This window comes from Flagellimonas iocasae (genome assembly GCF_042682725.1).
In the GTDB taxonomy this organism is placed as follows: Bacteria; Bacteroidota; Bacteroidia; order Flavobacteriales; family Flavobacteriaceae; genus Flagellimonas; species Flagellimonas iocasae.
Genome location: NZ_JBHUHU010000001.1, coordinates 111,125 through 127,340 on the forward strand (window position 1 = coordinate 111,125; position 16,216 = coordinate 127,340).

11 protein-coding genes are annotated in these 16,216 nt (G+C 42.9%); 2 read left to right on the plus strand and 9 right to left on the minus strand.

What is annotated here, in order from left to right; all coding sequences use genetic code 11:
* Position 1: 1 nt before the first annotated feature.
* Positions 2-160, minus strand: coding sequence for a hypothetical protein (locus ACFSJE_RS00500; RefSeq protein WP_379828987.1), 159 nt, complete (start codon positions 158-160; stop codon positions 2-4).
* A 258-nt stretch (positions 161-418) separates the two neighbouring features.
* On the opposite strand from ACFSJE_RS00500, the gene ACFSJE_RS00505 reads away from it, so the two are divergent.
* The gene (locus ACFSJE_RS00505) at positions 419-3,802 is read left to right on the plus strand and encodes a ThuA domain-containing protein (RefSeq protein ID WP_379828989.1); all 3,384 of its coding nucleotides are present in this window, start codon (positions 419-421) and stop codon (positions 3,800-3,802) included.
* Between the two features lie 74 nt (positions 3,803-3,876).
* Here the strand turns inward: ACFSJE_RS00505 and ACFSJE_RS00510 are convergent, their stop codons facing one another.
* The 5 genes from ACFSJE_RS00510 to ACFSJE_RS00530 form a co-directional block, all read right to left on the minus strand.
* Positions 3,877-5,493, minus strand: coding sequence for a M1 family metallopeptidase (locus ACFSJE_RS00510; protein WP_379828991.1), 1,617 nt, complete (start codon positions 5,491-5,493; stop codon positions 3,877-3,879).
* A gap of 32 nt (positions 5,494-5,525) precedes the next feature.
* Positions 5,526-6,860: a M28 family metallopeptidase gene (locus ACFSJE_RS00515; protein ID WP_379828992.1), complete on the minus strand. Its 1,335-nt coding sequence runs from the start codon at positions 6,858-6,860 to the stop codon at positions 5,526-5,528.
* A gap of 10 nt (positions 6,861-6,870) precedes the next feature.
* Positions 6,871-7,374, minus strand: a complete 504-nt coding sequence (locus ACFSJE_RS00520; protein ID WP_379828994.1) for a VOC family protein — start codon at positions 7,372-7,374, stop codon at positions 6,871-6,873.
* Positions 7,375-7,457: 83 nt separating this feature from the next.
* Positions 7,458-8,642: a nuclear transport factor 2 family protein gene (locus ACFSJE_RS00525; RefSeq protein WP_379828996.1), complete on the minus strand. Its 1,185-nt coding sequence runs from the start codon at positions 8,640-8,642 to the stop codon at positions 7,458-7,460.
* Positions 8,639-10,849 carry a bifunctional alpha,alpha-trehalose-phosphate synthase (UDP-forming)/trehalose-phosphatase gene (locus ACFSJE_RS00530; RefSeq protein ID WP_379828998.1) on the minus strand — a complete coding sequence of 737 codons (2,211 nt, stop codon included), beginning with the start codon at positions 10,847-10,849 and terminating at the stop codon, positions 8,639-8,641. Before ACFSJE_RS00530 ends, ACFSJE_RS00525 begins: the two co-directional genes overlap by 4 nt.
* Before the next feature lie 103 nt (positions 10,850-10,952).
* On the opposite strand from ACFSJE_RS00530, the gene ACFSJE_RS00535 reads away from it, so the two are divergent.
* Positions 10,953-12,755, plus strand: a complete 1,803-nt coding sequence (locus tag ACFSJE_RS00535; RefSeq protein ID WP_379828999.1) for a glycoside hydrolase family 15 protein — start codon at positions 10,953-10,955, stop codon at positions 12,753-12,755.
* A gap of 57 nt (positions 12,756-12,812) precedes the next feature.
* Here the strand turns inward: ACFSJE_RS00535 and ACFSJE_RS00540 are convergent, their stop codons facing one another.
* The 3 genes from ACFSJE_RS00540 to ACFSJE_RS00550 are packed head-to-tail and all read right to left on the minus strand — an operon-like array spanning position 12,813 to position 16,213.
* Positions 12,813-14,618, minus strand: coding sequence for an acyl-CoA dehydrogenase family protein (locus ACFSJE_RS00540; RefSeq protein ID WP_379829001.1), 1,806 nt, complete (start codon positions 14,616-14,618; stop codon positions 12,813-12,815).
* On the minus strand, positions 14,570-14,989 hold the full coding sequence (locus ACFSJE_RS00545) for a four helix bundle protein (RefSeq protein ID WP_379829002.1): 420 nt from the start codon (positions 14,987-14,989) through the stop codon (positions 14,570-14,572). The genes ACFSJE_RS00540 and ACFSJE_RS00545 overlap by 49 nt, the downstream gene beginning before the upstream one ends.
* Before the next feature lie 33 nt (positions 14,990-15,022).
* Positions 15,023-16,213, minus strand: coding sequence for an acetyl-CoA C-acyltransferase (locus ACFSJE_RS00550; protein ID WP_379829003.1), 1,191 nt, complete (start codon positions 16,211-16,213; stop codon positions 15,023-15,025).
* Positions 16,214-16,216: the final 3 nt, after the last annotated feature.

The window sequence follows — 16,216 nt, forward strand, 5'->3', positions numbered from 1 at the left end:
ATTAGATTTTTTTGGTTTCGTGAATGGTTTCCCCAAATTCGAGGTCGATGACGTTGGCATTCATGATTGCCAAATCCGCTGGCTGTAGCTCCGTATTTTGGCCTGCAGTTAGGATTGGTGGATAGGTTAAGAATTGCTGTGCGTAAAGGGGATTTTTCATTTTTGGTTTGGCATTTTTGGTTTTGTACCCTAAAGCTACGATTTCTTGCATTCTTTTTACAGTTATGCATTCCAAAGCATGGTTTTGAAGCCCAATTCTTTAGCTACGTTTCCTGAAGATCTTAAAATTTTCTTAAAATCCTGTTTTGGATATACCATCAAAAACAACAAATGTTACATACGAACACAAGATTTAAATTATGTATTTGGCACAGTGATACATATATATGTATTTTTAAGCGCATTTAAATTAACTTTAATGAAAAACGTATTGGTATTGACCGCTGCAGTACTCGTGTTGGGTCTAACGAGTTGCAGCAAGAAGAGAAGTGGCCCACCCAAAGTATTGGTCTTTTCAAAAACAATGGGATATAAACATGCTTCAATCCCGACTGGAATTGCGGCACTTCAAAAAATGGGCCAAGAGAACGGCTTTGAAGTTGATACTACCAAAAATGCCGAATTGTTTACTGAAGAAAATTTGGCACAGTATTCCACCATTATCTTTTTAAGTACAACAGGAGATGTGCTCAACGCACGCCAAGAAGCTGCATTTGAGCGCTACATGCAGTCAGGCGGTGGATTTGTTGGAATCCACGCTGCTACGGACGCCGAATATGACTGGGGCTGGTACAACAAATTGGTAGGCGCCCAATTTTTAAGTCATCCTAGGGGCACGCCAGAAGCGGATTTTATCATTAAAGATAAAGGTCATCCTTCCACTGAATTTTTCACTGATAGCATTTGGCATCGAACGGATGAGCTGTATAATTTTAAAAATCTTAATGATGATGTTCATGTGTTGGTCACTGTGGATGAGTCTACTTATGAAGGAGGGCAGAATGGAGATTACCACCCCATGGCTTGGTACCACGAATTTGATGGAGGTCGCGCTTTTTACACGGCTGCAGGTCATACCGATGAAAGCTATTCCGAAGCGTTGTTTTTAAAGCATTTGTTGGGAGGAATCAACTATGCTATTGGAAAAAATTTGGAATTGGATTATACCAAGGCCAAATCCCAATTTCCACCTGAAGCTGACCGTTTCAGCAAGGTTGTTCTATCCACAGGCCAATTTTTTGAGCCTACGGAAATGACAGTGCTACCCAACAACGATGTGCTGATTGCGCAGCGTAGGGGGGAAGTTCTGCTATTTTCTGACGAAACACAGACTTTGAGTCAAGTGGCCCTTTTGGATGTGTATTACAAAACTCTGGAAACACCTGGCGTAAATGCTGAGGAAGGTCTAATGGGACTTCAAAAAGACCCTAATTTTGAGGAAAACCACTGGATATACCTTTATTATTCGCCAACCGGTGACAAATGGGTGAATCGACTTTCCCGTTTTAAATATATGGATGGCAATTTTGATTTGGGTTCTGAGCAGATTATCCTTGAAGTGGACAGTCAGCGCGAGATTTGTTGCCATACGGGCGGTTCCATTACTTTTGGGCCAGACAATCTTCTGTATCTATCCACCGGAGATAACTCCACACCTTTTGATGAGCGTGGAGCGAAGTATGTCAACCATGGCTATGCACCTCTAAATGATTTGCCTGGAAAAGAACAATATGATGCGCGACGTTCCTCTGCCAACACCAATGACTTGCGAGGAAAGATTCTTCGAATCAAAGTCAATGAAGACGGTAGTTATGATATTCCAGAAGGGAATCTATTTCCTGAAGGAACCGAGGGAGCCCGACCAGAAATCTACACAATGGGTCATCGAAACCCTTACAGAATTTCTGTGGATATAAAACGAGGATACCTATACTGGGGTGATGTTGGACCCGATGCCCGTGTTGATAGTCTTCAGACCCGTGGGCCTCGTGGATATGATGAAATGAACCAAGCCCGTGAAGCAGGAAATTACGGCTGGCCCATGTTCATTGGAAACAATTTCGCCTACAATCGATATAACTATGAAACAGGTGAGTCTGGACGATTTTTTAATCCCGAAAAGCCCATAAACGACTCTAGAAACAATACGGGACTTAAGGAATTGCCGCCTGCCAAGCCTGCCTTTGCGTATTACCATTATGGCGATACCGAGCAATTCCCGCAGTTTGGAGCTGGAGCAAGAAATGCAATGGCTGGACCTACGTATTGGTCGGATTTATACCCTAATGGTGGTGGATTACCAGCGTACTATGACGGTAAAGTAATTATCTATGAATGGATGAGAGGTTGGATGAAAGCCGTTCATCTTTTTGAAGATGGCTCTATTAATAAAATGGAACCGTTTGCTTCGGACATTGAGCTCCACAATCTAATTGATATGGAAATGAGTCCTGATGGACGTGTATACCTTTTGGAATACGGTAGCGGTTGGTTCTCAGCCAACCCCGATAGTGGATTGGGCTATATTGAGTTCAATGGAGGTAATCGTCCTCCGGTAGTTGACAACTTTGCAGTGAATACCGATTCAGGTGCTCTTCCACTTTCAGTTACAGCAACTGTTGAAGCTCATGACAGAGAAGGGGATAGTATGACCTACCTCTGGGATTTAGGGGATGGCACCACGAAGGAGACCACGGAACCTACATTGACCTATACTTATGAAAAGGCGGGGTCCTACAAGTTCAACGTAACCGCCAAGGATGCCGAGGGAGAAGCAGCTACGAGCGCAGACCAAACTATTATTGCAGGTAACGAGCGCCCAGTGGTTACTATCGATATGGAGCAGACCAACAAATCATTCTATATTCCAGGGCAACCTATAGCGTATAAAGTTTCCGTTTCTGATGCGGATGGTGATGTTGACAAGAACAATGTGTACGTATCTGTTGAATATCGTTCGGGTATGGATGAAGTCAATATGAATTTGGGACATCAACAAGTATCTGGAGCTGTAATGGGCAAGGCATTGACCCAAAGTTTGGATTGTAAATCCTGTCACAAGGAAAAAGAAGCATCTATTGGACCAAACTACTATGCGGTTTCCGAAAAGTATAAGGACAGTCGTGGCGCTACCAATTATTTAATGGCAAAAGTCATTGGCGGAGGTTCTGGTGTTTGGGGCGAGGTAGTTATGCCAGCACACCCCAATGTGACCCAAATTGAAGCGAGACAGATTGCACAATACATCCAGTCGTTGACCGGTGATGACAATAAACAGCCATCACTTCCACTTGAAGGAACGGTGCGTCCAGAGGACAAGGAAAGTGGTGAGGTGTTCTTGTTAACAGCCAGCTATACGGATCAAGGTACGGAAGATGCACTTCCTTTAACAGGTTCTAAAACTGTGGCTCTCGCAAGCAACAAGATGACCTTTCCTGAAGGTACGGCATCAGAAGGGGTACAGACAATGACGTTTAACGGCATGCAACTGCAACTTCTTAATGCTGCTGAAGGATGGTTAAAGATTGAGGATGTGGATTTAACAGGAGTTTCCTCCGTCACTGCAATCCTTGGCTGGCAAGCACCTCCTAGTACGCCATATACCTTGGAACTTAGAGCAGGCACCCCAGATGGAAAAGTTTTGGGTTCGGGTAAATTGATTCCAAGTGGGTTAAGTGGTCAAAGTGGAAGTGTGGTATTACCCATTGAGAAAACCGAAGGGATTCAACCAGAACTCTATTTAACCTACAAAGCGGAAGGCGAACCAAGTACGTTTGCCTTGACGCAGGTGCAGTTTAAATAGTAGTTGAAATTTGATAGTATGCAAAAGGGCCCCACTAAAAGCGGGGCCCTTTTTTTATCTTGAAAATAGTAGGACTAAAGTTGTTCTGTTTCGATGTAGAAATTCTTGTCGAACACAAATTTGTTTCCATCCAATGGTTCTGTTTTCCATTCAGCATTGGGGAAAAGCCAGTGTTCTTTGCTTCCCACAAAAATGCGAATGGGCATATCAAATTCCTCCACAATATCCACATAACGATACGTTATGGAGTCGCCCTCCAACTTATATTCCAATTTGGGAATCATGGTGGTGCGTAAATATTGGTTGAAAAAAGCATAGAGGTCTTTCCCTGTTTTTTCACTGATATAATCCTCTATCTGTTTTGTGGTAACGGTTTGATGATAAAAGTCGGCATTCAATCCCCGGAGGATGTTTCGCCATAAATCGTCATCTTCAATAAGTTGCCGTAGGGTATGCAACATATTGGCACCCTTGTAGTACATATCCCCAGAGCCACTGGTGTTTACATCATAAGGCCCAATTATCGGAGAATCGTTCTGGATGTTCGACTTGGTCCCCACCACATATTCTGAAGAAGCTTTGGGTCCGAAATGGTAATCCAAATACAGATTTTCGGAATAGGCGGTAAATCCTTCATGCACCCACATATCTGCAATGTCTTTGTATGTAATGTTATTGGCAAACCACTCGTACCCCGATTCATGGATAATGATAAAATCAAACTTTAGACCCCAACCAGAAGCTGATAAATCCCGACCCAAGTAACCATTGGCATATTTGTTTCCATATGTTACTGAGCTTTGGTGCTCCATGCCCAAATAAGGCACTTCCACCAATTTAAACCCGTCTTCATAAAAAGGATAGGGGCCAAACCAATGCTCAAAGGCCCGTAGCATCATGGGAACCTGTGAAAATTGTTCCTTGGCTTTCTCCAGATTTTCGGGAAGTACGTAGTAATCCACGTCCAGTATCCCCTTTTCTCCTTCAAATTTTTCACCAAAATGGACGTAGTTGCCCACATTTACATTCACGCCATAGTTATTGATGGGATTGGCAACAAACCAATGGTAGGTTTTAAAATCTCCATCTTCATCAACACCTTCCAATTTTCCGTTGGAGACATCCATCAAATCTTTTGGGACGGTGACATTGATGCGCATACTATCCACCTCGTCGTACATATGGTCTTTGTTGGGCCACCAAACACTGGCACCAAGTCCTTGACATGAGGTAGCCACAAACGGATTGCCTTCGGAATCCTTCTTCCAAGAGAAACCGCCATCCCATGGGGCTCTAACTGCTTTTCTGGGGTTGCCTGAGTATTCAATATCGATTGAATTGTACGCTCCTACCACCTGTTTTTTCTTCAATTTGATGAAATGAGCGGCACCTTCCGAAGTGAATTTCAGCTTTTTTCCATCTTGGGTCACAGCGGATATCTTCATGGGTTCCTGCAAATCAATTTGGAGTACATCCGAAGTCTTCAAGACCTTATACCGAACAACATTGTGCCCAGAAATGAACTCGTTTTCAGGGTCTACTTTTACATGGAGGTCGTAATAATTTAAGTCCCACCACTCCCGTTCAGGGGTAACACTTCCTCTCAGCGTATCTTGGCGGGTGAAGTTTTTTTGGGCTGAAGCAGCGATGATGCCCAATAAAAATGCTGCGGTAAGAAAAGAGTGTTTCATGTGCTTTGGATAGAGGTCAACACCTCTCGTTTTTATCTAAAAATTTTATTTGGGAAAACCACGGGGCTTTCATGACCGTCTTTTCCAACAGCGGCCACACCAAAGAAAAAGTTGTCAATGACAATACCCTTTAGGGTATGCTCTGTTACATCGCCCACATATCTGAAGTTATCCCAAGTTGGGGAAGTGGTGTCCCTCCAATAAATTTTGTAGCCCACGGCACCATCGACCTTACTCCATCTGAGCTTGGCATAGGGCTCCACAATACCGCCTATTTCCACAGTTTCGGGGGCAGGAGGGCCCCAGGCAATGGATGCCAAGGAAATGGCATTGACCGAGGTCAGTTTTTTGGCATATTCAAAGTTCACATGTTCCAACTTATCCCCATAGGCAATGCCGTCCTCCACACGAATATCTTGATGTTGTTGGGTATAATTTTCATGCGCCTCCATGATTCGTACCCCAGCAAAACCTGCATCGTTGAATGGTCTGTGGTGACCTCCGCGACCAAATCGGTCCAAGCGGTAAATGAGCATGGGGTTCATTTCTGGCATATAGGTCTTGGTCGTGGTATAGACGTATCGTGCCAACTGACGCGAGATCCCATCCACTTCACCGCCATAAAATCGACGTGCGTTTCGTTCTTCTTCGGTTTCGGTAGGAGGAACGGGTTCTGAAAAGATTCGGAAGTCGCGATTGCTCACCACCCCATCAACCCCGGTGATGTTTCCAATCATATCATTGTTCAGTATCCCAACAATATCCCATTGGTGTTTTTTGGCATACGCTGCCAATCCTTTTCCACCGTAAAGTCCTTGTTCTTCGCCGGAAAGTCCAACAAAGATGATGCTGCTTTCAAAATTGTATTTGGAGAGTACCCGAGCAGCCTCAATGGTCCCGGCCATTCCACTGGCATTGTCGTTGGCACCGGGAGAATCCGAAGTGAAGTTGGTAGGATCGCTCACGCGAGAATCAATATCACCACTCATGATGATGAACCGATTGGGGTATTTGGTGCCACGTTTGATGGCTACCACATTTACAATCCAAACATCGTGTACGATTCGGGCATTATCTCCCTTTTTGATCAAATCTTTTTGATAGAAAACCTCCAGGCAATCATTGCAATCGGTCGAAATCTTATCAAATTCCGATTTTATCCAACGGCGTGCGGCACCAATCCCACGAGTTTGTGAAACCGTGTCGCTTAACGTATGCCGAGTGCCAAAATTGGCCAATTTGGTCACGTCATTTTCAATACGTTCCGCAGATACGGAGTTGATAATGTCGTACAAGCGCGTATCGGTCTGCGCCTGAAGTGAAGCGATGCTTAAAAGTGCAACGAATAGGATGTGAAATTTCTTCATGGGGTACTGTTTAGTTTCCGATGAGCTCTATGAATAGGCCATCAGGGTCTTGGATTAGAATAAATGTTTTGCCATTGGGGAATGTTAACGGTGTATCGCCCAAGGTTTTAATGTTGTGGTCTTTGATACGTTGCAAAACTTCAGCAGTGGATTTTAGATATATGGTGATGTATCGTGCACCGTTCTTATCTTGAATGACCTCACCCGCTTCTTCCTTGGGATTGCCAAAGGATGCCAGTTTAAATTCAGTGGAATGAGGGTCGTCCACAAGTTTCAAAATCTTCACATCGTAAGCTGTGCCACCGGTTAAACCAGATCTTTTTCCGAAAGATTCATCCACAGTGAAACCTCCTGTTTCCACCATACCAATAACGTTGGTGTAAAAATCGTAGGAGGTCTCCATATCCGAAGCAATCATGGCGATGGAGATGGCAGGGTTTTCAACTTCGTTCTGGGCTTGGCAAAGACTTAGCGCAAACACTAAAAATACAGGGGTGAGTAATAGACGTTTCATGATATGTTAGTTGAGTGGTATTATACCGCATGAAAGTAGCAAAAAAGGGTCAAAGTAAAAACCCAATATGCTCAAGGGATGGCTCAATCTATGAAGGTGACCTTCACTATTTTACCATTTTCCACCTCGTAAATGGCCACAGCACTGATTTTTGTGCCATTATTGGTTACATACTCCTCATCTATCACCTTATTGCCAATAACAATTCTGTTTTTAATGTCGCAATGAAGGTCGGGGGTGTTTTTAAAATAGGCACTGTAACGCTCCCTCATTTTTACTTTTCCATCAATAAAGAGTTTGTTGGGAAAATCGAACAGTTTGATATTGTCCGCATAGGTATCCATAAATGCGTCAATATCTCTCGCATTGTAGGCGTCGAGTTGTTTTTGTACGATGACTTTAGGAGATTCTTCAGCCACAAACGCCAAACGGGTCTTGGATGGATTTACGGCAATTCGTGTAATGTTGTTGATTTCTTCTTGTTCAAATTGAATAACGGGGTCCCAAACCACATCGGTCCTGACATCGTAGGTGAGAATGGATTTTCCTGAACCCGTTACCAAGGTATTGGTATTCAACCAGCAGACATCTTCTTCATTGTGATAGGTATCCGCTATTTTTTTTGTAGCCCCAGAAATAGGATTGAGTGATTTGATTTCCCATGTATTGTTTTCCTTGCTGATATAACTAATCAAATCCGTTCCTGGGATTTTGTGGAGCGACCTTCCCACATTTCTTTGGTAGGTGTGATTGGTGTTATCTTTTAGATTGATTACTACCAAATCCATGCGGTTTCCAACCAAGACGGTTGATACCAAAATATGGTCGTTGTACCAAACGTGATATCCAATTTTTAAATCGGAGATGGGTGCGGATTTTCCCGTTTTCAAATCGTATTCATACAAACGTTGAAGTCCATCCAAGTCCAATCGAATGGCAGAAATGGCGTTTTTTCCGGGAATTTTGAGCGGGGAATATTCACTTCCGGTTGGCGTATTCGTAACCCATAACTTTGAACTCCCTTCGCTGATATTCAATCTTAAAATATCAGTTTGGTCTGCTCGCGTGGAGGAAAACAACACCGTGTCATCGTCCCAAAATGAAGGTTGGTTGTCGTATCCCTCATTATTGGAGATATTTTTGGGATTTGATAAAATGGGATCTCCATTCGCAATGTCGAGGTCAAAAAGATAGACCTCAGTATTGGCTTGCCCGCTCATTACTGATATTGCGAACAGGCACAAGAGCTTGCATAATCTTTGCATCATGGTTTTGCAAACCGTTTTAAAAGTTCACGAACACGTTTGGTGTTTTCAACATGGTATTTGGCCTTTGTTTTTTTGAGACCAACTTTTACCGTTACCGCCGAATCCGGTAGGTCTTGGAACATGAATTCATCCGTCCAGTCATCCCCAATGGCAAACACAAAATCGTAATCATCTTCACCAAGCATCCGCACAGCGGCCCTTCCCTTGTTCACATTGCTGCTTTTCACCTCCATCACCTTGTTTCCATTGAGTACGCTAATATCGTCATTACCGATTAAACTCGTCAATACCGTATTGAGCTCTGTTGCTCTTTTTTCACCAAAATCGGGGTCTGTGTTTCGGTAATGCCATGCCAAGGAGTAGTTTTTTTCCTCAATAAAGGAACCGGGAGTTCGGTCTACAAAGGATTCCAAAACAGGTCTAATTTTCTCCATCCACTGGCCTTTTACCTTTTCCAGCATTTTAAAATCTTCTCCATGCCTGGAAATCCATACCCCGTGCTCAACAATCATGTTGTATTTTTTGGGAAGGAACCATTTTCCAAAGGTCTGTTTGTCTCGTCCACTTATTAAGAACAAGGTGGTGTTTTCTTGGTTGTCGAGTTCATCCAAAAGCTCGTACAGCTCTTCGTCTGGAGATGCTTTTTGAGGGTCTTTGTGAAAACCTGCCAAAGTTCCGTCATAATCCAAGAATAAGAGTCGTTTGGAAGCCTTGGTGTATTTTTCCATGATGGAGTTTAAGCAACCATCCGTCATTTTTTGGGAAATAAAGGCATGACCCAATTCTCGTTTTTGATTTAGGGCGTTCATAAATTCATTGGCCCAAACTTCAACATTGTAGCGTTCCAATCGGTTTTGAAGGAAGGTGTTCCTTGAGATTTGCTCCTCAACTGGCATATTTATGGCTTTTTGCAAGGTGTCGGCCTGTTCCTCAAAGTTATTGGGGTTGATTAGGAGCGCCTCGTTCATCTCATAGGCGGAACCCGCCATTTCACTTAAAATGAGTACCCCAGTTTTATCCGTTCGCGTGGCGATGTATTCCTTGGCCACCAAGTTCATACCATCACGTAGTGGCGTTAACCAGGCAATATCACTGTTGGTATACAGGTCGATTAGATTTTCAAAGGGCATGGAGCGGTAGAAGTACCAAATGGGCGTCCAGTTTACCGTGGAGAATTCCCCATTGATTCGACCTACCAACTCATCTATTTCCTTTTTAAGTAGCTGATATTGTGGAACATTCGACCGTGAAGGAACGGCAAGAATAATCAAGCGAACCTTTTCCTTGTACTCGGGATATTTATTTAGAAAATACTCGAAAGCGTTGAGGCGTTTTGCAATGCCTTTACTATAATCCAATCGGTCAATAGAGAGAATGAGTTTGGTGTCCGGAGCGGATGCCTTGTGACTGTCCAACCTCATTTGAAGATCACTGCGTTCCTCACTGTTCTCCAATTTATGTGACGATGCTGCATTTTTAAACTTTTTGTAGTCAATTCCCATGGGAAACGAGTCCACTTTTATCACCCGATTGTCCATAAAGACATCATTGAAACTGACTTCAAGTCCCAAGAGTCTTCGAACGGAGCTTAAAAAATGTCGCTCATAATCATAGGTATGAAAACCGATAAGGTCCGAGCCCAACAAGCCTTCCAAAATCTCTTCCCGCCATGGTAGGGTCCTAAAAATTTCATAGGATGGAAACGGGATGTGCAAAAAGAATCCAATGGTGGTATTGGGACGTTTTTCGCGGACCATTTGCGGGACCAACATCAATTGGTAATCATGGACCCAAATGGTGTCATCTTCTCCTGAATTTTCAATAATGGCATCTGCAAATTTTTGATTCACAGACTTGTATACATTCCAAAAATTGAGTTCAAACTCAGAATATTCCAAAAAATAATGGAAGAGGGGCCATACCGTTCTGTTACTAAAGCCATAATAGAAGCCATCAATCTCTTCGGCATTTAAACTCACCTTGGCGCATCCATTCTTTTTGAGGGCCTTATCAATATCGCCTTCAAGCTCAGCAGGAATATCCTCATCGGTAAGACCAGACCATCCTATCCATAAACTTTCACTACCACTGTGGACAGATTTCATTCCTGTAGCCAAACCGCCTACACTTGGCACTGCATTGATGCCTCCATTGTTAATTTGTAATTGAACGGGTAGTCGATTTGAGATTATGATAGTTTTGCCCATAAAAGGATGCTTTTTGTAAGTTTTTAATTTTTTGTTTCTTTAAATTTCGGGAAATTCGAGCGCAAAACCAATTCAAACTAAACCTTTTGAGGATAATTGACCTATGGACAATCTGAATTATGGAATTATTGGAAATTGTAGAACGGCCGCTTTGATTTCAAAAGCAGGTTCGCTGGACTGGTGTTGCCTGCCTCAATTCGACTCCACTTCTGTCTTTGCAAAACTGCTGGATGAACAAAATGGAGGGAGTTTTGAATTTATTTTGGATGAAGGCTATCAAGTTCACCAAGAATATCATCCCAACACGGCCATATTGGTCACTCAATTCTCAAATGGTACTGATGTTTTTGAGGTTCACGACTTTATGCCAAGGCATCACAAACTCAATAATGGGAAGTATAACGCGCCGCCTGAAATTGTGCGATACATAAGATATGTTTCTGGAAAACCAACGTTTCGGGTAAAGTATGACCCCAGATTGGAATATGGACTTGGGGAGACCAAGCATTATGTAAAGGAAGATTTTATTGCTAGCTTAACGCGTCAGCAAAAGTATGACACCCTCTTTTTGTATACCTCTTTCAATAAAAATGACGTTTTGGAGGGGAATGAAATCACCCTTACGCAAGACGGTTATTTTTTAATCTGTTATAACGAAAAGATTCTTAAGGCGACCACCGAGAAAATGGCCTTGGAATTGGAGCGGACAAAGGTGTACTGGTTAGATTGGGCCGACAAAACCCCGAATTACCACAAATTTGGGGCGCAAATCATTCGAAGTGCAATTACCCTAAAAATGTTGACCTACGATAAAACCGGAGCTGTTTTGGCGGCAGCCACCACTTCTTTGCCAGAAACCATTGGGGAGGTCCGAAATTGGGATTATCGGTTTTGCTGGATTAGGGATGCTTCTATGGTAATTAAAGTGGTTTCGGAACTAGGACATAAGAATTCTGCCAAAAGATACTTACAGTTTATCATTGATTTGATGCCCGATAAGGATGAAAAACTCCAAATCATGTATGGTATCAATAAGGAAAAGACGCTCACCGAGAAGACCCTAGACCATTTGGATGGATACAAAGGGTCCAAACCTGTTCGGATCGGAAATGCGGCCTACAAGCAAAAGCAAAATGATATTTATGGAATTTTAATGGATGTCATTTATGAGCAGTTGATGAAATTCAGCAATGATATTGAAAACGGGGAGGAGCTTTGGAGCATCACCAAAGGTATCGTGTGGATTGTGGGCAAACACTGGAAAGAACCAGACAAAGGAATTTGGGAATTTAGGGGGGAAGACAGGCACTTTACCTTTTCCAAGGTATTGTGTTGGGTCGCTTTGGATAGGGCCATAAAGGTTGCCCGTATTTTTGGGAAGACCCATAAGATTGAGAAATGGACGGCTCTGGAGCAAGAAATCAAGGAAGATATCCATAACAATGCATGGAACAGCGATATCAATTCTTTTGTGCAATCCTATGGTTCGCGGCATTTGGACGCATCGGTGCTGTTGATGGAATCCTACGGATTTATTCATGCCCGTGACCCAAAATTTGTAAGCACTGTGCGAGCTATTGAAGAGGGGTTGAGCAATGATGGTTTGCTCTACCGTTATAAAAATGAAGACGATTTTGGACTTCCCTCATCCTCCTTTACCATTTGTACGTTTTGGTTTATCAACAGTCTCTTTAAAATTGGGGAAGAGGAGAAGGCCTTGGAGCATTTTGAACGTTTGCTCGGTTACAGTAACCATTTGGGTCTTTTTAGCGAGGATATTGATTTTAAGACCAAACGATTGCTGGGGAACTTCCCACAGGCATATTCCCATTTGGCCTTGATTGAATGCGCCATTAATTTTTCCAAAAAACGGAGTGAAGAACGAATCTTGGAATCAATCAGATAAAAAAACGCCCCATTTTGGGGCGTTCCTCAAATTAGCTTTGTTTCAGCATTATTTGAATTAGTCGAAGGTATACCCATTATCTGCAGCCACTTTATCCGCAATCTGGGTGCGGAGTGCCACAACGTTGGGTTGATTTGTATATTTCATGAAACGTTTTAGCCCCATCAGCATCATGCGTTGTTCATCGCCCTCAGCAAAAGAAACAATGGCTTCTTTTCCTTTTTGGTTGATGACATCCACAGCGCGGTACAAATAGAGTTTTGCCATAGCGATTTGTGAAGCTTGAGCTTCCTCACCATATCTTTTGGCGTTTTTCTCGGTTCTAAGGATGGTGGATTCCGCCAAATACACCTGAATCAAAATATCAGCAGCAGACATCAACAACATTTGATGCTCTTCTAAATTTGGCCCAAATTTTTGAACCGCACTTCCAGCAACCATCAAGAATACTTTTTTCAATCGGGCAATCATATCCTTTTCTTCGGAGAACAATTCGGAGAAATCAGGAGTATCAAATGATGGAATGCCCATCAGTTCTTCACCAACAGCCGTTGCGGGCCCTAACAAATCCACATGGCCTTTCATGGCTTTTTTCACCAACATGCCCACGGCCAACATACGGTTGATTTCATTGGTTCCTTCATAAATCCTAGAAATACGGGCGTCTCGCCAAGCGGATTCCATTGGAGTGTCGGCACTAAAGCCCATACCTCCAAATACCTGGATACCTTCATCGGTGGTATGTTGCACGTGTTCGGAAACTGCCACTTTCAAAATAGAACATTCAATGGCGTATTCCTCAACTCCTTTAAGCTCCGCTTCTTGGTGCGAATTTCCACTGGCTTCGCGAATTGCAATCCTATCCTCAATATTTTTGGCGGCACGGTAGCACGCAGATTCATCGGCATAAGCATTGGTGGCCATATCTGCAATCTTTGCTTTAATGGCACCAAAATTCATAATAGGAGTCTTGAATTGAACGCGTTCATTGGCATACTTGGTGGCTTCGGTCACGATTCGTCTTTGCGCCTCCAAACAGGCAGCCGCCAATTTAATCCGACCGACATTCAGAGCGTTCATGGCTATTTTGAATCCATTGCCTCTTTCGGACAACATATTTTCAACGGGAACTTTTGTCTCATTGAAAAATACCTGCCGGGTAGAGGAGGAGTGGATGCCCAATTTTTTCTCTTCGTCACCTAATGAAATCCCATTTTCAGGGTCATTTTCTACGATGAATCCGGTGATGTATTTATCATCCTCGATTCGGGCAAAGACAATAAACATATTGCAGAATCCAGCATTGGAAATCCACATTTTCTGTCCGGTGATGCTGTAGTATTTTCCATCTTCAGACAAAACCGCCTTTGTCTTTCCTGAATTGGCATCGGAACCAGCTCCGGGTTCTGTTAAGCAATACGCGCCGAACCACTCGCCAGAGGCTAATCTCGGCACATATTTTTGTTTTTGTTCTTCGGTTCCGTAAAGGGTAATCGGCATAGTGCCAATTCCTGTATGTGCACCAAAAGCAGTACTGAAAGAACCAGTAGCCCCAGAAATATAATCACAAACCAACATGGTGGAGACAAATCCCATTCCCATACCACCATACGCTTCAGGAACTGCGACACTCAGCAGGCCAAGTTCACCTGCCTTTCGCATGCATTCCTCAGTATAGGCATAGTCTTTTTTCTCAAATCGCTCCCAATGTGCCCAAAGTTCCCGGTCTACGAATTCCTTGGTGCTTTCACGCATCATTTTTTGCTCTTCATTAAGGTCCTCCAAGGTGAAAACGTCTTCACAATTGGTTTCCTTTACCAAAAATTGACCTCCTCGTAATATTTCTTTTTCTGCTGTTTCCATGGCAGTTTTTTTATGTTAAATTTTAAATTTTCTTGTGATGTTTTTACAATCTTCGTCAGAATATTAATTATTGAACTTATTTCATTAATCTCTTCATCACAGTCTATGTTGCCTAATTTTGATGCATTTAAGAGTTTTAACCAATATTTTGTTTCTCTTGCCTCTTTAGATGCAATTGCCATTTTATGGATAAAATCTTTTTTTGATTGCGCGGCAGTAGCCTCATTTACATTAGCACCTATACTTGTTCCACTTCGCAACAATTGTTTTGATAGAACATATTCATTATTTGATTTTAAGTTTTTAAAAAGCTCAATAATTGAGAGTGAAAATTCAAATGTCTTTTTTACTATAAGATTGTCTTCTTGCATAAATTCAACATTCAAATTTCAACATCCACCATATCAACTAAGAAACTCATAAATACCTGCTGCGCCTTGTCCTGTACCAACGCACATGGTCACCATTCCATATTTACCTTTCATGTCGCGTTTGCGCATCTCATCAAAAAGTTGAACCGACAATTTTGCTCCGGTACAACCCAGCGGATGTCCGAGTGCAATGGCTCCACCATTAACATTGACGATTTCTGGATCCAAGCCCAACTCGCGGATAACGGCCAACGATTGTGAAGCAAAGGCTTCGTTCAATTCGATGAGTTCTACATCATTTTGTTGCAATCCAGCTTGTTTCAACGCTTTTGGAATCGCTTTTACAGGACCAATTCCCATAATGCGAGGCTCAACACCGGCTGCGGCATAATTTACCAAACGGGCAATGGGTTCAAGATTGAGTTCTTTCACCATTTCTTCACTCATGACCATGACAAAAGCAGCGCCATCACTCATTTGTGATGAATTTCCAGCGGTTACACTTCCACCAGCAGCAAAAACGGGACGTAACTTGTTCAACGTAGGAATGTTGGTGTCCTTTCGTGGTCCTTCATCCTTGTTGACGGTATAGTTTTTAGTTTCTTTTTTTCCAGCTTCGTTTACGAAAGTGTGATGCACCTCAATAGGAACAATTTGGTCCTGAAATCTATTTTCCTCTTGAGCTTTCAGAGCCTTCATGTGTGAGTTGTATGCAAAGACATCCTGGTCTTCACGGGAAACCTTGAACTGTTTTGCAACGGCTTCAGCCGTAAGGCCCATACCCCAATAGTAATCTTCATGGCCTTCCTTGGCGGTGGCGTAATCTGGGGTAGGTTTGTATCCCCCCATCGGGATGTAACTCATGCTCTCCGCCCCTCCAGCAATGATGCAATCCGCCATTCCAGATTGAATTTTTGCAGTAGCGATACCGATGGTTTCCAATCCCGAAGCACAATATCGGTTGACGGTCACACCAGGTACATCTTCGATTTCCAATCCCATTAAAGAGATGAGTCGGGCCATATTCAAACCTTGCTCTGCTTCCGGCATGGCGTTACCCACGATTACATCGTCAATGCGTTTTTTGTCGAGTTGGGGCAATTCCTTCATCATGTATTCGATGGTCTCCGCGGCCAGTTCATCGGGTCTTTTAAACCGGAACAAACCCCGTGGTGCCTTACCCACTGCCGTTCTGTATGCTTTTACGATATATGCTGTTTTCATTTT

Excerpts from the sequence above, each read along its gene's own strand:
- ACFSJE_RS00540 (WP_379829001.1), bottom strand. The coding sequence starts at position 14,618 with ATGGAAACAGCAGAAAAAGAAATATTACGAGGAGGTCAATTTTTGGTA.
- ACFSJE_RS00510 (WP_379828991.1), bottom strand. The coding sequence starts at position 5,493 with ATGAAACACTCTTTTCTTACCGCAGCATTTTTATTGGGCATCATCGCT.
- ACFSJE_RS00545 (WP_379829002.1), bottom strand. The coding sequence starts at position 14,989 with ATGCAAGAAGACAATCTTATAGTAAAAAAGACATTTGAATTTTCACTC.
- ACFSJE_RS00535 (WP_379828999.1), top strand. The coding sequence starts at position 10,953 with ATGGACAATCTGAATTATGGAATTATTGGAAATTGTAGAACGGCCGCT.
- ACFSJE_RS00505 (WP_379828989.1), top strand. The coding sequence starts at position 419 with ATGAAAAACGTATTGGTATTGACCGCTGCAGTACTCGTGTTGGGTCTA.
- ACFSJE_RS00500 (WP_379828987.1), bottom strand. The coding sequence starts at position 160 with ATGAAAAATCCCCTTTACGCACAGCAATTCTTAACCTATCCACCAATC.
- ACFSJE_RS00550 (WP_379829003.1), bottom strand. The coding sequence starts at position 16,213 with ATGAAAACAGCATATATCGTAAAAGCATACAGAACGGCAGTGGGTAAG.
- ACFSJE_RS00530 (WP_379828998.1), bottom strand. The coding sequence starts at position 10,849 with ATGGGCAAAACTATCATAATCTCAAATCGACTACCCGTTCAATTACAA.
- ACFSJE_RS00515 (WP_379828992.1), bottom strand. The coding sequence starts at position 6,860 with ATGAAGAAATTTCACATCCTATTCGTTGCACTTTTAAGCATCGCTTCA.
- ACFSJE_RS00525 (WP_379828996.1), bottom strand. The coding sequence starts at position 8,642 with ATGATGCAAAGATTATGCAAGCTCTTGTGCCTGTTCGCAATATCAGTA.
- ACFSJE_RS00520 (WP_379828994.1), bottom strand. The coding sequence starts at position 7,374 with ATGAAACGTCTATTACTCACCCCTGTATTTTTAGTGTTTGCGCTAAGT.